Below are 18,570 nucleotides of genomic sequence, written 5' to 3' on the forward strand. Positions count from 1 at the left end.
TATTATTCTGCTTTCTTACCGCTCAGATACTCATGGATTCCGCGTGCTCCTGCTTTTCCTGCCTCCATGGCGAGAATTACGGTAGCGGCACCGGTTACGGCATCTCCGCCTGCGAATACACCCTCGCGGGATGTCTGGCCATTTGCCTCATCTGCAACGATGCATCTGTGCTTGTTGATCTCAAGTCCACCTGTTGTGGAGGAGATCAGCGGGTTCGGGGAAGTACCGAGAGCCATGATGACGGTATCGACATCGATGGTGTAGTCGGAACCTTCGATCTCTACCGGACGGCGTCTTCCGGATGCATCCGGCTCGCCGAGTTCCATCTTTCTTACAGTCATGCCCTTTACCCAGCCCTTTTCATCGGTCAGGATCTCCGTCGGGTTTGTTAAGAGGTTGAAGATGATTCCCTCTTCCTTTGCGTGGTGAACTTCCTCCGCTCTTGCCGGAAGCTCAGCCTCACTTCTTCTGTATACGATATGAACCTCCGCACCGAGACGGAGAGCGGTTCTCGCTGCATCCATCGCAACGTTTCCACCGCCGACAACAGCAACCTTCTTTCCTGCTGCGATCGGAGTATCGTAGTCATCGCGGAACGCCTTCATCAGGTTGCTTCTTGTGAGGTACTCGTTCGCGGAGAATACGCCGTTCGCGTTCTCACCCGGGATTCCCATGAATCTCGGAAGTCCGGCACCGGAACCGATGAAGACTGCCTTGTAGCCCTCCTCGTCCATCAGCTCGTCGACCGTTACAGACTTACCGATAATTACGTTTGTCTCAATATCAACACCGAGCTTCTTCACGTTCTCGATCTCCGGCTGTACGACACCCTGTTTCGGGAGACGGAATTCCGGGATACCGTAGGTTAAAACTCCGCCCGGCTCGTGAAGTGCCTCAAAGATCGTTACCTCGTAGCCGAGTTTCGCGAGATCACCTGCACAGGTAAGACCGGACGGACCAGAACCGATGACAGCGACCTTGATGCCGTTTGTCTTCTCCGGCTTCTCCGGAACAACACCGTTCTCTCTGGACCAGTCAGCCACGAAACGCTCGAGCTTACCGATGGAGACAGCCTCGCCCTTGATGCCACGGACACACTGGCCCTCACACTGGCTCTCCTGCGGGCAGACACGTCCGCAGACAGCCGGAAGCGCGGAGGATCTGCCGATGACCTTTGCAGCCTCTGCGTAATTTCCTTCTTTTACTTCTTTTACGAATGCCGGGATATCGATCTTAACCGGACATCCCTGTACACATCTCGCGTTTTTGCAGTTTAAGCATCTGGACGCCTCTGCGACAGCCTCTTCTTCATTATATCCATAGCAGACTTCCTCGAAGTTCGTTGCGCGAACCTTCGGCTCCTGCTCTCTTACCGGGACTTTTTTCATTCCATCCATGTCATTTCCTCCATATCACCGATCATTCGCTGCAGTTACCGCATCCGCCGTGGTGGGTATCGCCCTCACGGAGTTTTAAAAGTGCACGGCCTTCCTCGGTCTTATACATCTGCTGACGTTTCATTGCTTCGTCGAAGTTTACGGCATGTCCGTCAAATTCCGGTCCGTCTACGCAGGCGAATTTCACCTTGCCGTCTACGGTCACACGACAGGCACCGCACATACCGGTTCCATCTACCATGATCGGGTTTAAGCTTACGACTGTCGGAATCTCAAGTTCTTTTGTGAGAAGACATACGAATTTCATCATGATCATCGGTCCGATCGCAACGCAGACATCGTATTTCTTGCCCTGATTGTTTACAAGATCCTTGATGACCTCGGTAACCATTCCCTTGTGTCCGTAAGAGCCGTCATCTGTTGTCACATAGAGATTTCCGGCAACAGCCTTCATCTCCTCCTCAAGGATCAGCAGATCCTTTGTCTTGGATCCCATGATGACATCGACATCGATCCCATGTTCCTTTAACCATTTTACCTGCGGGTATACCGGAGCGGTTCCGACACCGCCCGCAACAAACAGATATTTTTTCTTCTTTAATTCTTCGATATCTTCTTTTACGAAATCAGACGGATTTCCAAGCGGTCCGACAACGTCGCGGAAGGAATCTCCGGCCTGTAACGCGGACATACGCTCTGTGGACGCGCCCACTGTCTGGAATACGATGGTGATCGTCTCCTTCTCACGGTCATAATCACAGATCGTAAGCGGAATGCGCTCGCCCTTCTCATCCATCTTCACGATCACAAACTCGCCCGGTTTGCAGTTCGCGGAAATTCTCGGGGCTTTTACGACCATCAGATAGATCTTATCTGCAAGCTTTTTTGCCTCTAAAATAGGGTACATATCCCATACCTCCTGTTTCCTGAGTCCTTCTGCACCTGAGATTTTCGGCACAGAAGTCATACGATTGCAGCACAATGGCTGCTTTCTCATCCATCACACACTGATTGCAGATCTGACTCCGATGTGTTTTCGGATATCAGACCATTCACACACACTTATTGCCCGCTGTTCTTACAGCAATACGGCAGTATTAGAGATATTTTATCATCTTTTGCCTGGATGCGCAACATAGTTTCCTTTATTTTTCTGTACTTCTGTATCACTTTCCTGTAACGCAGTGATTATTTGTAACTGTTCAGTAGTTCTGCGCACTTGCTGCGCTGACCGTAAGAAAACATAGACTGGAAGACAAAAATCCCATCAGCGAAGCTGATCTGGAATGGATTTTTGCACGTAACTAGGAAGGTACTGAATAGTTACGATTATTTTCACAAGCCCACTTCTTTTCTGCAGCTGTACCTGACAATTTCTAGACTTCTCCCAGTTCCAGCGCTTTCTTTCCAGTCCGCTCATATCTGCGGAATTCATAGCAGAGATCAAAATATGTCTGCTCATCGCTGTCCGCTGTAACTTCCCAGTCCGGGTCTTTATCCAGGTTCGGAAGCCAGGTATCCGCCATGTACTCGTAATCGATCCATGTGATGTGGGCTGTGTCGCAGTACGGGAGGAATGCCTCGTAAATTTCAGCGCCGCCAATGATGTAGATGTCCTCCGACTTGAACTGCTTTAAGAATTCCATGGCATCCTTTAAATTATGAAAGATCTCGCATCCTTTTACTTTGTACGCCTCATCTCTCGTGAGGACTACATTTTTTCGTCCTGCCAATGGCTGTCCTGCCGGAAGACTTTCCAGTGTCTTTCTTCCCATGACGATCACTTTTCCCTTTGTCTCCTCACGGAAAAGCTTCTGGTCATCCGGGATCGTCACCAGGAGTTTTCCTCTGTTTCCAATGGCCCAGTGTTTATCTACTGCCGCAATGATATTCATGGCTGTTTCCTCCTTTATATCCTGCCGTTTCGTAACTGTTCCGTACCTTCGCCTGCTGAACCTGCCACCGACAGTTTTTTCCTGGTCCACGGCAGCAGTTACGCTGTTTATTTCATTTTTTAACATTTTATCGTTCTGGATCCGCGTCATTCATGCATTCCCGCCGGATGACCTTCAATGTCGCCGCCGCGTTTAAGAGAAACGCAAAATCCGGCTGTTCTTCCTGCTTTACGCCTTTATGGTATGTTGCGAGCATGATTTTCAGCTGCTCTTCCTCTGTGGGGTATTTCCTGATGATCTCAACGATCTCATCTTTTGTCCGTTTTAATCCCGCTTCCAGATAATCCCATACCCGGTCCGCGGAAAATTCTTCCTTCTTTAATCCCGGAAGCAGCGCTGTCCCTGCGTCCTCCGGTGTCAGGATCCCCACATGGGTGATGAATATCCTTTTTGCTCCCGCATGGCGCAGCTTTTCCACCGCGTCCAGAGACATCTGATACCCTACAAGATAGCATGGCATGTAAACCTCGCTGGTGGTCACACCCACAGTCTCACTCGCAAAGATCACATCATGGTCTACCATGTAGGACAGGGAACATTTCGTGTGTCCCGGTGTCTCGAATACCGTGATCTTATGATCACCGAAATCCAGGATATCTCCCTCTTTTACGACCTTGTCTACCACAAGATCTTCATCCCGGTAGTCCGGGGCTTTTGTAAGTCCGGCCCCCTGCGCTGCCGCGTCGGAGAGTTCACGCATCGTCTTTTTTGCTGACGGTTTTTCCAGGATCTTCTTTGCGTAAGCACTTCCATAGACCACAAGATCCGGCCATTCCTTTCTGAGAAACGGGACACCGGAAATATGGTCATAATGGGAATGGGACAGGAGAACCGCGTCTAATGGCCTGTCTCCCAGTTCCCGTTTTATATTTTCGATCATTTTGTCCGCAGAATATGCCATTCCGGCGTCAAAGAGCACGTTTTTTTCTCCCTTTATGAGGTAAGCCGCCCGGCTCGCGTCTCCGCAGACGCAGACGATATAGTCGTTTTTCATTTTGTCCTCCGTTCAACCGGCACACGCCGAAGTCCATTCTTTTTTTCGAATCCCTATTATAATGAATTTCTCTGTGATTGGCAAGTTTTCATCTTGTGTATACAAAAAAAAGCCGTTATAATGGGAATGCATCCGGCGGTGTGGACGGTGCTCGGAAGCACCGGACTGCTTTTCGCCAGACTTTAACCAAGGAGAGAACACATTATGATAAAATTTGAACGCACAAGCGTCATGAACTTTGAAAATGCCATGCGCGGCGCAAGAAACCCGATGAACAGCTGGGGACGTATGGACAGCAGCTATAATGAGGACGGAGATTTTGTCTTTGGACCGAACGATCTCGATCTTGCGAAGCGTCTCCGCATGGCTGGAAGCGACCACAGAAAGTTTATCCGCCAGATCTTTGTATCCGTGGATATTACGGCTCCGCTCTACTGGTGGAAGGAATATGACACCTACAAAGTGGCGACTGTTGCAAACTCCACAAGCACCATGCATAAAATCCACTCCAAGCCGTTCGACATCGATGATTTCAGCCATGACCATATGACTCCGGACACTCTCGCTTACATGCAGACCGTTGTAGACCGCCTTGAGCAGATCCGTCTGAAATACATGAACGAGGGAAAAAATAAGGAGGACTGGTACGACATGATCCAGCTTCTCCCGTCCAGCTACAACCAGATGCGCACCTGCACGATGAACTATGAGACACTCGTCAATATTTATCATGCGAGAAAGGCTCACAAGCTTGTGGAGTGGCATACCTTCTGTGACTGGATCGGGACTCTGCCGTATGCAAAAGAGCTGATCATTGCGGACTAATTTTTTTGTGATAACTTCATAACTTGAAAAAGAATGTACCTTGGCACATTCTCGCGCCTCGCGCGGTCACTTGCGACAATCTACGTCTTCGCGCGAGTACGCATCTTTGTGCCTTTTTATGTAACAGGGAATTCCTCTGAATTTCCTGTTACATAAAAAACCGCTGCCCGGCACCTTAGTTATGGTGCCGGGCAGTTTTTGATCATATCTTATCATAAATTGATCGGGACCGGAATCTCTTTCTGCAGCGCCAGAGAGTAGATCACGGCTTCCTTCACCTTTTTCCCGGTGATCTGGGCAAGTGCCTTTGCGTAGTAGAAGAGCTGGATCTGGTAGCGGTCCAGAAGTATATTCTCTCCGCCTTCTTTTACCCGGTCTGTCTTGTAATCCACAAGTACGAGACCGTCATCCTCCTCGAACCAGGCGTCGATGATACCCTGTAACAGGATCAGCGCATCGGAATCCGCCTTGTTCATCTCCCGTGCAGGGATACCCACCACAAACTGGCTCTCTTTCCGCAATTTTCCGTTCCGGTCCGCCTGTTTCATGCGGGCTGCAATATCTGAATGGAAAAACTTCGTCAAAACGCCCGGATAGACCATATCGATGGCGGTCTCCTGCATCCGCTTTTCCTCACGGATCCGGTCGAGTTCTTTCACGATATCATCGTAACCGGAAATTTCCGCGAAGTGGATCAGCTCCAGGGCACGGTGGTAAGCGGTACCGCGGTCGGAGGCACGCTTTATTCTGGCTTTTTCTTCGGCCGCTGTATCAGACATTTTATCAATAATTTCTGAATCTTCTTTTTCCCTGACGTTCTTAATCAAAAACGCACTCTCCGCGTCATCCACAAACTGCCCCTGTTCCTTAAGCTCCGAAACTGACATCTTTGCGTGCAGCGCAAGGTCCGCCGCGTAAGGATATTTTACCCCGATGAGCCCCGGAATTTTCTCCGGCTGCGCTTTCCGCAGCTGTTCCAGTTCCAGATAGATCTTTGCCTTCTCCTCCTGGTTCTTCGCCTCCTCCACGAGAAGGTCCTTCACCGGAACATTCTTCACATCGAGGGTGTTTTTCGCCCCGTTTGACGCCATCAGGATCCAGTCCAGATAGGAGGATGCCGCGCTTAAGATCGTAAACGGCAGCGAGCCGCCAGCCGGGATCCCACCCCATTTTTCCAGCTTGTTGTCCATATACTTGTCGCCTGCGGTGATGATCAGTTTTTCCTTCGCACGGGTCATGGCAACATAGAGGATACGAAGCTCCTCGCCCATGTTTTCCAGATTTGACCGTCTCGCCAGGACATTTTTCTTTAACGTCGGTGCCTTGACCTTCTTCTCCGGGTCGAAGAAATCCGCTGCGATTCCAAGCTCCTCGTCGATCAGGATCCGTCCTCTCGCGTCCTGTCTGTTGAATTTCTTCCCGCATCCGGCTAAGAACACCACCGGGAACTCCAGACCTTTGCTCTTGTGGATGCTCATAATCCGCACCGCGTCGTCATGTTCCCCGGAGCGGGAAGCCTCACCGAAGTCGGTGTTGTATTTTTTTAACTTCTCGATGTACCGGATAAAGTCGAAAAGTCCCTGATAACTGGTCTTCTCGTAATCTTCCGCTTTCTGCACCAGCATGGCTAGGTTCGCCTGCCTCGTCTTTCCTGCCGGCATGGCGGCGGCGTACTTGTCGTACCCGGTGAGGTCGAAGATCCGGTAGATCAGGCGGGAGACTGGGAGGTACATAGATTCTTCTCTCAGCGTCGTCAGGAGATTTTGGAATGCTGCCAACTTGCGATAGATAACCGCATCTTCCTCCGATTCCCCGTGTTTCTCCAAATATCTTTTCACCGCCCCATAAAATCCAACGTCTTCCCCGCGGTCCGGATTTTTCTTGAATTCCGCCATCACGATGGCCAGCTCCCGGTCCTTCATGCCGCCGATGGGCGACTTTAACACACCAGCTAACGGAATATCCTGCATCGGATTGTCGATGAGTGCCAGCATGTTGAGCACGGTCTCCACTTCCACCGCCGTGAAATATCCGGTCCTGGAATCCGCGTAGGCGGGGATCCCTGCTGCCCCAAGGACACTTAAAAATTCCTCGGACCACCCGGAGAGACTGCGGAGCAGGATCACGATGTCCTTCTTCTTTAACGGCTCATACTCCCCGGTCTTCCCGTTAAAGATCTTCATCCCTTGTTCCGGATCCGTGAGTTTTTTGATCTCCCCGGCGATAAGTCTCGCCTCCGCCTCCTTCGCGGTATAATCCGCCTTCTCCTCGTCCATGCCGTCAAACAGCGGATCCCCGGTATTTAAAAGCAGGACCTCCGTCTTCGCCTGCCCGTCCACCGGCAGTGCCGGAAATTCCGCCCCCGGATACAACGCCGCGTCATCCGTGTACTTAATATTGCCAAGCTGCTTCGTCATGATCCGGTAGAACACGTCATTGATGCTGGAAAGCACCTCCGGCCGGCTTCGGAAGTTCTTGTGGAGCTCAATCTTCTGGTACAGCCCGTCCTCTTTCCCGTAGGACTCATACTTTTCCAGAAACAGCTCTGGTTTCGCGAGACGGAACTTATAGATGCTCTGCTTCACATCACCCACCATAAACACATTCGGCGTCCCGAACCGCTCCCTGGAAACACAGCGGATCAGCGTCTCCTGGACCTCGTTGCTGTCCTGGTATTCGTCCACAAGGATCTCCTCGTAGATCTCCGAGAGTTCATCCGCCACCAGTCCCGGCTTATGATCCAGGCTGCCTCCGGTGAGGACTTCCAGCGCAAAATGTTCCAGGTCATTAAAGTCCACCAGGTTTTTCTCCTCCTTCGCCTCCTGGAATTTCGCAGAAAACTCCTCCGCAAGCTCCAAAAGCATCAGGATCGGCTCCCGGCAGGCGTCGAGATCCGCGAACACCTCATCGATATCTCCTGGAAGGTACAATGCCTTCATCTTCTTGATGCCGTCCTTTGCGAGGTTCCTGTAGGCCGCTGCCTGTTCTTTCTTCTCCGGGTCCACATTTTTTCCCCGGACAGCCGCCAGCCTTCCAAACTTCAGCTCCTCAAGGCACTCCGCAATCTCCTGGTAAGTCCCGGCTTCCCTGAGTTCTTCCATTCCCCGGATGTCTTCCGCTAACATCGGTGCGTATGCCTGGGGACCGTCTTCCTCAGCCGCGAGATCCGCTGCCTCGTAAAGTCCGTCTAAGAATTCTTCCGCCTGGCGTTTCACATCCTGGATCAGATACTTCATCCATGCGGTCTCCTCCATAGGATCCCCATCTTCACCGGTTCCGCCAGCCCAGAGTTCCTTCCTGCAGGCCGCGATCCACTCCCCCGGCCACGGATTGCTCTGGGAGAACTCCCATACCTTTAAAATATACTCTTCCAATCCACCGTCTGTCCGCCCTGTGGCGTAGGTATCCACAAACTTTATGAACCGCTCATCTTCCCTTCCGTAATATTCCTCCAGAAGTTCCTTCATCACATCGGCTTTTAAGAGCATCAGCTCGCCTTCGTCCGCCACCCGGAATCCAGGATCCAGGTCCAGCTCGTGGAAATGTTCCCGCAGAAGGTTTAAGCAGAAGCTGTCGATGGTAGTGATCTTCGCGTGGTGGATCAGCGTGTTCTGGCGCTCCAGATTCTTATTCCCCGGATCCTCGTCCAGAAGCTTTCCGAGAGCTGTCTCCACACGCTCCCGCATCTCCGCCGCCGCCGCGTTCGTGAAGGTCATGACCAACAGCTTATCGATATCCACCGGGTGTTCCGGGTCCGTGATCATGCGGATGATCCGCTCAACGAGGACCGCCGTCTTTCCGCTTCCTGCTGCCGCCGAGACAAGGAGATTCCGGTGTCTCGTCTCAATGACTTTTTTCTGCTCGTCTGTCCACTTTGTCGCCATTACAGAATCTCCTTTCCGTCATTTTCTTTTCCAGGCGATTTCTTTTTCCCGCTTTCTATGCCCTCTAAAGTTTTCTTCTTCGTTTTACCGGGATCCAGCTGTACAGGATCGACCTTATCTGCAGCATCTTCCACTGCACCGGAATCCATCTCTTCCCCATCTTCTTCCTGGTCGATCTCCTTCCAGATCTCCTGCGCCTTCATAGGCTTAAATCTCCGGAATCCATACCCATCAGTTTTCAGATCAAACCCACACACACTGTGGTACGGACAGTAATCGCACGCCGTCCGGTTCCCCTGCTTGTAGGGATCCACTGCCACATTTCCATCCAGAATCTCCTCGCCCATCTCCCTGAGCTTCTGATTTACATAATCTGTCAAATGGGCAAACCGTTTTCCTCCAGCCACAGAGGACTTTAACTCCTGCACATACCCGTCCTTCAGTGCCACCGGGATCACATCTGATTCCTTCTCGATCTCCCGGTCCATATGCCGGATCACGTCGAGACTGCTGTTCACGAGACCATTCATGCGGAGCTTCCTTAAGATTCCCGCCTCGATCTCCTCGTCCGTCATTCCGTCCTCCCGGTCGATCACAGGATCATCGATATGGTAATAGAAGATTCCCGCCGGAACCGCCTGTTTCCCCGGATGCCGGCTCTCCTGGAGCTTTAACGCCGCGTCCATGTAGACCACAAGCTGGAGCTGCAGCCCATGGTACAAAAGCGCCAGGTCAAAGGACGTGCTTCCCGACTTATAGTCCATGATCTTCACATAGATCTTGTCCTCATCCTCAAACACGTCCATGCGGTCGATCCGCCCGCGAAGGTTCACGGCTTCCCCATCCTTCAGCGGGATCCGCGTGCTCACATCCACCTCGAACGCCTCCGGCTCAAAATCGCCCTTCCGGATCTGGTAGATCAGCGCACGCACCGTCCGGTCCGTGATCCGCTCCACCTTTTTTTCCAGGTAGGCGTTTCTCGCGGAACTCTTCATGATCGTGTTCCGGTACTTCGCGGAGACTTCCTCCACCGCCCGCTTCACGAGAGCTCGCCGCTCCGCGTCCGTGATGGTCCGGAAATCCTTTCCATGGTCACGCACATTGCGGAAAAAGGTGTCCAGGGACTGGTGGAACAGATTTCCCATGTCGGAGAGGTCCAGCTCATACTCCCTTCCCGCCCGGAGCCCAAGTCCATGATTCAGGAAGTGGGAGTAGGCGCATCCAGCGTAACCTTCCATTCTCGTCACACTGCCCCTTAAAAGTGTTCCGTAGAGCTCTCTCGCCGCCGCCCGGCCGATGCCGCCTTTCTTATAAGAATAGGCCACGGCTTTCGCGAGATCTTCCATCTCCTTCGCTTTCGCCTCATCGGAAGACAGGAAACTGTAAAGCTCCCGCGCCTTCTCATTCTCCGGATCCATCAGCCGGTCCGGCTCCTGAAGCCAGGAAAGTATGGCTCTTCCCGCCGCCGTCACAGAAACATCCGGTCGTTTTTCCGCTTCCGTCTCCCGGATAAAGAGGTCCGGGAACCGTTTTTTCATCTCCCCGATAATTCCGGACGGCCGTGTCTGTTTTCCCTCCGCCGTCACCGTCGGGTAAGATAAGATCAGCTGATCCGACGGCTTCGTCATCATGAGATAGAGGTAAAATCGTTCCATAAAGCCCTCTTCCCTGGCCGTTGGTGCCAGCTCCATAGAATTCTTCTTTAGGATCTCCCTCTCATTGTCCGTAAAAAGACCGCCTTTCGAGTGGTCCGCCGGAACCACGCCCTGGCTCACACCGAGGAAAAAGAGGACCTTGATCTTATCGAGTCTCGTTCTCTTCAGGTCACCGCAGACCACCCGGTCCGCCCCCGCGGGGATCATTCCCACAGAGAGCTCCAAAAAGCCCGCGGAAAGGATCTCCGCGTACTCTCTCCTTGACACGCACTCATCGCCCAACAGGCCCTTAAACTTCTCGAAAAGCTCGATGACAAGACCATAGATCTCCTCGTACTCCCTCGCCTCCCGGTCCATACCGGAATCCGCGAACCTCTCCGAAAACTGTTCCAGCTTTTCCTCGGCTCCCAGGATCTCCAGGAGCTCTTTTAAGGCATCCGTCACTACCGCCACCGGAACTCCCCGTCCGGCGCAGCGCTCCCTTAAAACACGGAGCGGTTCCATGATCTTCTCCCGGAACGCATTCATCTCCACAAGATTTAAATTTTCTCCGCCCTCAAAGGTCTTCTCCCACGCCGCGTCCCACTTCGCAAATCCCCGGATCCCCATGGCCCGCACATAGATCTCCAGCCGGTCCACGGCCTCCGTCTCCTCTGTCACGAGCCCGGTCCTCAGATACCGGAACATGCTCTCATAGTCAAAGCCCTTCTGCAAAATATCCAGGGCGCTCTGGATCAGCCGGATCAGCGGATTTCCCGACACATCCCGGTTTTCATCTAAGAACAACGGGATCCTATTCTCTTCAAAGCTTCTCGTGATCTCCCGGCCATATCCCGGAAGATCCCCGCAGACCAGGGCGATATCCCGGTAGCGGTACCCGTCCTTTTTCACCAGCTCCTCGATCCGGTTCGTGATAAAGTCAATCTCATCCGCCGGGTCCTTTGCCTGAACCAGCATAATCTCCCTCTCTCCGCCGTAGTACCGGGTATACGGATAGCGGAAAAACGTCCTCTCAAGATGGTCAAGAGCCGGGCTGTTCCGGAACCGAACAAGCGGGCGTTTGGAAAAGACGAGGTCCTGGTAAATTTTCGCCCCGTTTTCCTCCGCCAGCTGTTTCAATTTTCCTGTCATTTTCCGGCTCATATCAAAAAGATCCGTCTCATCCGACTCTGCCGTAAGATCCATCCCCGGCTCCATCGTCGCGGACACCGTCACAAAGACATTCCGGCAAAGTTTCAGTAAAATCCCGATAAGCCGGTACTGGACCGGCGTAAAGCCCGTGTAGCCGTCTAAAACCATGGTACTGTCCTTCAAAAGTGCAGACTGGTCCGCCACCTGGCAGAGCACATCAAGAAGTTCCTCCAGCGTGATATATTTCTCCTTCGTAAACTCCCGGAACGCCTCAAAGATCACTTCCATATCCGAGAGCTTCGCAGCCAGAATCTGTCCCACATGTTCCCCGGCTGTCTGCGCCTTTAAATCCTCCGGAGTCGCCCCGTACTGGTAGAGCTCCGAAAGCATGGACTTGATCTCACTGATAAATCCCGGGCGGTTTAAGTGGGAGGAAAACATGGTGAGCTCGTCCATCTTTTCCCCGGCAAGCTTTCTGAGGACCATATTTTTGCCCGTATCGTCCAGCACCTCCGGCTGCGGCAGGGAGAGCTCCGAGAAGATCCGGTAGGCCAGGCGCTCAAAGCTCACGATGTCGATGTTCAGCGTCCCGTGGTTCGGGTGGAGTCTCACGATCTCCTTCTGGGCCTGCATCGTCGCCTGCTCCGGCGTCACCACAAAAAACCTGCCCTCCGGTTCCTTCGCGGACAGCTCGATGATCTTCCTGTATATATATTCTGTTTTTCCGGCACCGGAACCGCCGGCGATGATGCATAATCCCATGTTATCCTCCTGCTATATGAAAAAGAATGTGCCTTGGCACGTTTCCACACCGTGCACGCTCTTCTGTGACCGTCTGCGCCTTCGCGCGGTATGCGCATCCGGACACTCGGAACATATCATTCTCTCTCAACCGTATATGCTCCGAAGAGAATTGTCAAGTTCTTTATCGCGCAGCTACCGGAGTCGGATTTTTCTCCTACGTCTCTCCTATCGGCTCCGGGATCATGAATCTTTTTCCTGCAGTTCTCATAGAATATACAAAATATTTCGTGAAAAGGATCTATTCCATGAGTTCAAAAACAAAGATCATCGTCCTCAGAATGAAGGAGATCATCTACACCGCACTTTTTATCGGTTTTGCCATCGTCCTCATCATGCTCTTCCTCTTTATGTTCCGCCCGAAGAAGGACAACATCTCCGGGAGCACGGCAGACCAGACCGCCGAGAACGCCTCATCGGCCGCTCCTGCCTCCGCTACATACGTTCCGGGACTTTATTCGTCCCCCATCGTTTTGGGCAGCGAGAACGCCAATGTGGAGGTCACAGTGGACCGTACAGGGATCCGCTCCGTATCTCTCGTGCCTTTGAGTGACTCCGTTGAGACTATGTATCCCCTGATGGCACCCTCCATGGATTCCATTGCGGCGCAGATCCTGGAAAACCAGAGTCTTGAGGGGCTGGAGTATCCGTCCGGATCCCAGTATACCTCCATGGCGCTGGTGTCGGCGGTGCGGACGGCGCTTTCCAAAGCAGTTGAACAGTAATATTGAATCCCGGTGATTTCTATTCTGAGACCACCGGGTATTTTTTGTTACAGTTCAGCCATGCGCTGGTTTGAATGAGAAAGTGTGTTGCAAGCTTGCTTGCATAAGCACTTTTTCATCCAAATCAGCATATGGTGGAACCACCAAGCTTCTTGTTTTCATGAATATGGAAACAAGAAGATGTAATGACTGAACTGTAACATTTTTTCATATTTTTTTAATAACCTACTTGACAAATCGATTTTCCTCCTGTATACTCTTCACCATGATAACAATTTACCACGCTAAATCAGAATCTTGTTAACACGATAAATCAATCAGCATACAAGGAGGAACCAATCCATGAAGAAATTAAATCAGCTTCTCATCTTAGGTACAACACTTTTATTATCCGCTGCGGCACTCACCGGATGTTCCGGTTCCTCCGCAATGGGCGCTACGATCCCGCAGACAACTTCCGGAGAGACAGCAACTCCTCAGACAGACGCAGGAATCATCGCATCTGAGACCACCGGTTCCAACAACCGCCTGAACGAGATCTTAGAGCGCGGATACATCGAGATCGCAACTGAGCCGTACTTCGCTCCGAACGAATTCATCGATCCCACAAAGAGCGGCGAGGAGGCCTACACAGGTTCTGATGTCGAACTTGCAAAGTACATCGGTGAGGCACTCGGTGTTGAGGTCCGCTTAAAACCGATGGACTTCACAAGCGTTCTCGGAAGCATCACGACCGGAAAATATGATCTCGCGATCTCCGCCTTAGCCTACACACCGGCAAGAGCTGAGACCATGAACCTCTCCAAGGGTTACTATTTCGGAGACGAAGATCCGCAGACAGCATACGGCATTCTGGTCCGCAAGGAAGATGTTGACAGTATCAAATCCTTCAACGATCTTGCAGACAAGGTGGTCGTTGCCCAGAATGGTTCCCTTCAGGAGCAGTTCGTACAGGAGCAGATCCCGGCTTACAAAAAATACAACCGTGTTTCCTCCACAAACGATGGTTTCCTGATGGTCGAGACCGGAAAGAGTGATGTGATAGTCGCAGCCCTCAGAATGGCAAGATTATATCTGGAATCCAACCCGGACAGCAATCTTGTGATCGTCCCGAACCTGTATTTCAAAGTTGATCCTGAAACACAGGGAACAAGAATCGGTATCCCGAAGGGTGAGGATGCCCTCACAGACCGGATCAACGAGATCATCGACGAAGTCGTTGAGAAAGATCTTTACAATCAGTGGTACGACGAGTATACGGAGTACGCGAAGAGCCTTGGCATTATCGAATAATTCGATCCTTTGATATCCCCAGCGGCCGCGGTCAGGCCGCACCCCTTCACCGGTACCTTCCCCAGGTGCCGGAACCCCTTGGTCATGGGAGGTTCTCCCCATAATATCTCATGACAAAAAAGACGATCCGCAATTACCTGGCGGTTCGTCTTTTTTGTTCCGTCTTATCTGCCGCAGACACACCCGCGGGATCTGGTGATCCGGTCTGTCCTGCCGCATTCATTTGTTTCTTCCTACACTTCCCAGTCAGAATCCAGAAAACCTTCCCCGTAGACTTCCTGAGCCTCAGAGACGATCATAAACGCTCTGGGATCGATATCATAGACGATCTTCTTCGCCTTGTAGAACTGCTTTCTGTCCAGAACACAGATCACGGTCTTTCCATCTTCTTTCCGATAAGCTCCTTCGCTCTTTAAAAAGGTACAGCCGCGCTCCAGCTCATCCATCAGCTCATCAGCGATCTCCTTCGGTTTTTCTGTAATGACCGTTATCATGGTGCTCTTATTCATACCATAAAGGATCACATCGATCACATATGTTCCCACCACCATGTTAATGAGTCCATAAAGACCGGATTCGATATTCCGGAATACCACCATGGAAAGCAGGATGATCACAAGGTCCGTCGCCATGACCGCTTTTCCGGTCTGCATGTGCGGACAATACTTTTGTAAAAGCTTTGCGGCGATATCGCCTCCGCCTGTGGTAGAGCCGCGCATGAATATAACGGCAAGACTGATTCCGATCAGCACTCCGCCGAAAAGGCAGGATACCATCTTATCGCCGGAATACACCGGAAAATACGGTGTCACCAGACCATCCAGAATCACGGTCATGATCGCAACTGTCTTCAGTGTTTTGATCGTCTTCTCCTTTCCCAGATAGATCCAGGACGCGATCAGAAGCGGAATATTGATCAGAAATGTCAGGGTACCGATTGGGAGATTCGTCAGACGGTTTAACAGGATCGCCATACCGCTGGCACCTCCCGGCGCGATATCGATATTGTTGATAAAGCAGTGGAGTGCGACGGCCTGTACAAAACCGCCCGCCACATCTGCCAGAAGATCCAGAGCAAGCTCTTTTTCCCTCATCTTTTCCATAAGATTATCCCCCTTATATCTGCCAGTCTGAATTCATTTAATCCCGATATAATTCTTCAAATAGTTCCACCGGCACATACGCCTTCACATGGATCCCGTCATCCTGATACTCCTCCGAAAGAAGCTGTCCGCTCTTCCGGATCGTCTGGATCCGTCCGGCATCCCTGTAGGCGAATATCTTCTCAAAATAGATCCTGCGGTTTCTCAAAATTATGGCAAACAGATCCAGCAGTTCCTCAATGCCCTCTCCTGTCTTTGCCGATAATTTCACTTTATAATCCGCGGACATATCCCTGCAGGCGGTATCTGCGTCCGGGCGGTCCACCTTGTTGAATACCGTGATGATCTCCTTGTCCTTGATGTCCAATCGGCGCAGAGTCTCATAGACCACATGCATCTGCATGTCCATCTGCGGGTTCGAACAGTCCACCACATGGAGGATCACATCGCAGTAGCGCGCCTCCTCCAGGGTACTCTTAAAGGCCTCAACCAGATGATGCGGAAGTTTTCGGATAAATCCTACGGTATCCGTCAGGAGAACCTTTTCCCCTCCCGGAAGCGTCAATGCCCTCGTCGTCGGATCCAGGGTCGCGAAGAGCTTATCTTCCGCCAGGATCCCGGCTCCTGTGAGCTTATTTAAGAGCGTAGATTTTCCGGCGTTCGTGTAACCCACAATGGCCGCCGTCAGCGTTCCGCTCTGCTCTCTCTGTTTCCGCACCACATCCCTGTGGCGCTCCACATCCTGGAGCTCCGATTTTAACTGGCTGATCCTCTCGTGAATCCGTCTTCTGTCCACCTCAAGTTTCGTCTCGCCGGGTCCCCTCGTACCGATTCCGCCGCCAAGTCTCGACAGGGAATTCCTGAGACCCACAAGGCGGACGGCGCGGTATCTTAACTGCGCAAGTTCTACCTGGATCTTCCCCTCTCTTGTCTTTGCACGGGCGGCAAAGATATCGAGAATGATCATCGTACGGTCCATGACCTTTGTGTCCAGGGCGTCCTCCAGGTTTTTTAACTGTGCCGGGGAGAGCTCATCGTCGCAGACAACGCCGGTAGCGCCGGACTCCCAGACCATCTCCTTCAATTCCTGGATCTTACCTTTTCCGAGGTATGTTCCCGGATGGACATTTTCCCGGTTCTGGATCACGACTCCCACGGTCTCAGCTCCCGCGGTCTTTACAAGCTCCCGAAGCTCCTCCACGGACTCCTCCGTGTCATCGGAGGCGTTCGTGCTGGCAGCAAACAGGATGACCCGCTCCTGCTGCTCACCGATCTCTATCAATTCTGCCATTCTTTCTCCTATCTTGTCACGAGAAACGCGATCTCATGATCTGCCTTCTCGTCCTGTCCATACTGCTCCTCGTAGCTTCGGAACAGCTCCAGCGCCTTCTCATACTGGCCCAGGTACTCATAACACACGGCCTGGTTGAAGGCGATCTCTTTCTTTGCCCGGTCATCAGAGAGGGCAAGTCCCGCCTCCGCGTGCTGCAGCGCTTCCTCATAATTGCCTTTTTCCATCGCAGCCATCATCCAGCGGTTGTAAACTTCCGTGCTGGAAAAGCCCTCATCCACGAGAGTCTGGTAGAGCTCATCCGCCTTCTCCTCGTCTCCGGCAGTCATATATGCCGCCCCCAGGGCTTCCATCGCCTCTGCGTAGCCTGTAACCTCATGTTTCGCATCCGCGCTCTTACCGGACTCCAGGCGGTTCTCAGCACCATCCTGATCCCCGGAATTCGCGAGGCTCACCGCGCCGAGGTAGTAATACTCGGCTCTCGGCTTATCCACCTTCGCCAGGGTATCATAAGTATACGCCGCGGCACCATAGTCCCCCAGCATAAATTCTGCCTCACCGCGGTACTTTAATACATCGATCTCAAAAGAGGTCACCCGCGTTGTCTGGTCGATCAGGCTGTCAAACTCCGCGACAGCCCCCTCGTAATCACCGCTTTCCATGAGGGCGATGCCGTTCTCCCTGCTCTCCTTCATCTCACTGGTCACATGGCTGCAACCGGTGAGGAGGAGCAGCATACCGGATAGAAATAACGCTGATACAATGCTCTTTTTTATTTTGCTTATTTTTCTTGTTTTCTTATACTGTTTATACATTTTAAATTTTACGTTTTATTTCGTTTCTTTATATGCTTTGTAAAGTCTTTTCATGAACCTTCAGCTTCAGCACGCTCTGGCCTCGGGAATTCTTTCCCTTTTCTCCACATTTTACGCACGCGTCGTGCTTCCGAATCCACCATTTCTCACCTCATCGGCCTCATCATCCACCGTAATTCCGTACTCCACGAAAATCCCCTGGGAGAAACCTGTTCCTGCCTCCACTTCCACGGTCTTTCCCTCGCGGCTGTCATTGGTGAGCTTCACCTGGATATGGCCCTCATTGTCAGATCCGTAGTAGTCGCTGTCGATGATCCCGACGGTATTGTTTAACTGAAGACGGAACTTAAATCCAAGTCCGCTTCTCGGATAGAGCTTTAATACCCAGCCGTCATCGATCCGCGCCCGGATTCCTGTGAGGATCTTTGTCATCTCACCCGGTTTCAGCGTGAACGCTGCCGGTGCGAAGAAATCATATCCGGCAGAGCCTGCTGTGGCACGCTTCGGAAGTCTGATCCCATCGTAGATTTCCCTAATCACTTCTTCTGTATCCTGCGGGTGTTCCCCCTGCCAGTCTTTTTTAAACTGCTCAAAGCTTACTTTTTCAAATTTTGCGATTCTCTGCATGATGTCTCCTCTTCGTAAATGGTCTCCCACTACTATACCAAGACCCCGCCCCCTTTTCAAGCGTTTCAGACAGA

13 protein-coding genes are annotated in these 18,570 nt (G+C 51.9%); 3 read left to right on the plus strand and 10 right to left on the minus strand.

Annotated features, from left to right (window positions below; genetic code table 11):
• Positions 1-2 precede the first annotated feature (2 nt).
• From gltA to DW826_RS09245, 4 genes are all read right to left on the minus strand, one after another.
• Entirely contained in the window at positions 3-1,397 is a 1,395-nt protein-coding gene (gene gltA, locus DW826_RS09230; RefSeq protein WP_015553564.1) for an NADPH-dependent glutamate synthase, read from the minus strand.
• Positions 1,398-1,419: 22 nt separating this feature from the next.
• Positions 1,420-2,304 (minus strand): sulfide/dihydroorotate dehydrogenase-like FAD/NAD-binding protein, encoded by an 885-nt coding sequence (locus DW826_RS09235; RefSeq protein WP_015553565.1) that lies wholly within the window; start codon positions 2,302-2,304, stop codon positions 1,420-1,422.
• 469 nt (positions 2,305-2,773) lie between these two features.
• Positions 2,774-3,292, minus strand: a complete 519-nt coding sequence (locus DW826_RS09240; RefSeq protein ID WP_021904835.1) for a dihydrofolate reductase — start codon at positions 3,290-3,292, stop codon at positions 2,774-2,776.
• 127 nt (positions 3,293-3,419) lie between these two features.
• Complete coding sequence (locus tag DW826_RS09245; RefSeq protein ID WP_117472102.1) at positions 3,420-4,346, minus strand: MBL fold metallo-hydrolase; 927 nt, start codon at positions 4,344-4,346, stop codon at positions 3,420-3,422.
• 204 nt (positions 4,347-4,550) lie between these two features.
• Between DW826_RS09245 and DW826_RS09250 the strand changes: the two genes are divergently transcribed.
• A complete protein-coding gene (locus tag DW826_RS09250; protein ID WP_117470727.1) occupies positions 4,551-5,171 on the plus strand; it encodes a hypothetical protein in 621 nt (206 codons plus the stop codon).
• A gap of 212 nt (positions 5,172-5,383) precedes the next feature.
• Here the strand turns inward: DW826_RS09250 and addA are convergent, their stop codons facing one another.
• Positions 5,384-9,055 (minus strand): helicase-exonuclease AddAB subunit AddA, encoded by a 3,672-nt coding sequence (gene addA, locus DW826_RS09255; protein WP_117472100.1) that lies wholly within the window; start codon positions 9,053-9,055, stop codon positions 5,384-5,386.
• Positions 9,055-12,603: a helicase-exonuclease AddAB subunit AddB gene (gene addB / locus DW826_RS09260; RefSeq protein WP_117552576.1), complete on the minus strand. Its 3,549-nt coding sequence runs from the start codon at positions 12,601-12,603 to the stop codon at positions 9,055-9,057. Before addB ends, addA begins: the two co-directional genes overlap by 1 nt.
• Before the next feature lie 287 nt (positions 12,604-12,890).
• Between addB and DW826_RS09265 the strand changes: the two genes are divergently transcribed.
• Complete coding sequence (locus DW826_RS09265; RefSeq protein ID WP_015553573.1) at positions 12,891-13,367, plus strand: hypothetical protein; 477 nt, start codon at positions 12,891-12,893, stop codon at positions 13,365-13,367.
• Between the two features lie 342 nt (positions 13,368-13,709).
• Positions 13,710-14,660: a transporter substrate-binding domain-containing protein gene (locus DW826_RS09270; RefSeq protein ID WP_117472096.1), complete on the plus strand. Its 951-nt coding sequence runs from the start codon at positions 13,710-13,712 to the stop codon at positions 14,658-14,660.
• A gap of 233 nt (positions 14,661-14,893) precedes the next feature.
• Here DW826_RS09270 and DW826_RS09275 read toward each other — a convergent pair whose 3' ends face one another.
• The 4 genes from DW826_RS09275 to DW826_RS09290 all read right to left on the minus strand — a co-directional run bounded on the left by DW826_RS09275 (position 14,894) and on the right by DW826_RS09290 (position 18,496).
• The gene (locus DW826_RS09275) at positions 14,894-15,763 is read right to left on the minus strand and encodes a YitT family protein (RefSeq protein WP_021904845.1); all 870 of its coding nucleotides are present in this window, start codon (positions 15,761-15,763) and stop codon (positions 14,894-14,896) included.
• 37 nt (positions 15,764-15,800) lie between these two features.
• Positions 15,801-17,054 carry a GTPase HflX gene (gene hflX / locus DW826_RS09280; protein WP_117472094.1) on the minus strand — a complete coding sequence of 418 codons (1,254 nt, stop codon included), beginning with the start codon at positions 17,052-17,054 and terminating at the stop codon, positions 15,801-15,803.
• 8 nt (positions 17,055-17,062) lie between these two features.
• Positions 17,063-17,869, minus strand: coding sequence for a tetratricopeptide repeat protein (locus DW826_RS09285; RefSeq protein WP_117470796.1), 807 nt, complete (start codon positions 17,867-17,869; stop codon positions 17,063-17,065).
• A gap of 111 nt (positions 17,870-17,980) precedes the next feature.
• Complete coding sequence (locus DW826_RS09290) at positions 17,981-18,496, minus strand: deoxyuridine 5'-triphosphate nucleotidohydrolase (protein ID WP_021904848.1); 516 nt, start codon at positions 18,494-18,496, stop codon at positions 17,981-17,983.
• Between the last annotated feature and the right edge of the window lie 74 nt (positions 18,497-18,570).

Origin of the sequence: Clostridium sp. AM34-11AC (assembly GCF_003435375.1) — a bacterium.
Taxonomy (GTDB): domain Bacteria; phylum Bacillota; class Clostridia; order Lachnospirales; family Lachnospiraceae; genus Pilosibacter; species Pilosibacter fragilis.

Coding starts and splice junctions, on each gene's coding strand:
- DW826_RS09235 (WP_015553565.1), bottom strand. CDS start 2,304: ATGTACCCTATTTTAGAGGCAAAAAAGCTTGCAGATAAGATCTATCTG.
- DW826_RS09275 (WP_021904845.1), bottom strand. CDS start 15,763: ATGGAAAAGATGAGGGAAAAAGAGCTTGCTCTGGATCTTCTGGCAGAT.
- DW826_RS09285 (WP_117470796.1), bottom strand. CDS start 17,869: ATGTATAAACAGTATAAGAAAACAAGAAAAATAAGCAAAATAAAAAAG.
- addA (WP_117472100.1), bottom strand. CDS start 9,055: ATGGCGACAAAGTGGACAGACGAGCAGAAAAAAGTCATTGAGACGAGA.
- DW826_RS09240 (WP_021904835.1), bottom strand. CDS start 3,292: ATGAATATCATTGCGGCAGTAGATAAACACTGGGCCATTGGAAACAGA.
- addB (WP_117552576.1), bottom strand. CDS start 12,603: ATGGGATTATGCATCATCGCCGGCGGTTCCGGTGCCGGAAAAACAGAA.
- DW826_RS09270 (WP_117472096.1), top strand. CDS start 13,710: ATGAAGAAATTAAATCAGCTTCTCATCTTAGGTACAACACTTTTATTA.
- DW826_RS09290 (WP_021904848.1), bottom strand. CDS start 18,496: ATGCAGAGAATCGCAAAATTTGAAAAAGTAAGCTTTGAGCAGTTTAAA.
- hflX (WP_117472094.1), bottom strand. CDS start 17,054: ATGGCAGAATTGATAGAGATCGGTGAGCAGCAGGAGCGGGTCATCCTG.
- DW826_RS09265 (WP_015553573.1), top strand. CDS start 12,891: ATGAGTTCAAAAACAAAGATCATCGTCCTCAGAATGAAGGAGATCATC.
- gltA (WP_015553564.1), bottom strand. CDS start 1,397: ATGGATGGAATGAAAAAAGTCCCGGTAAGAGAGCAGGAGCCGAAGGTT.
- DW826_RS09245 (WP_117472102.1), bottom strand. CDS start 4,346: ATGAAAAACGACTATATCGTCTGCGTCTGCGGAGACGCGAGCCGGGCG.
- DW826_RS09250 (WP_117470727.1), top strand. CDS start 4,551: ATGATAAAATTTGAACGCACAAGCGTCATGAACTTTGAAAATGCCATG.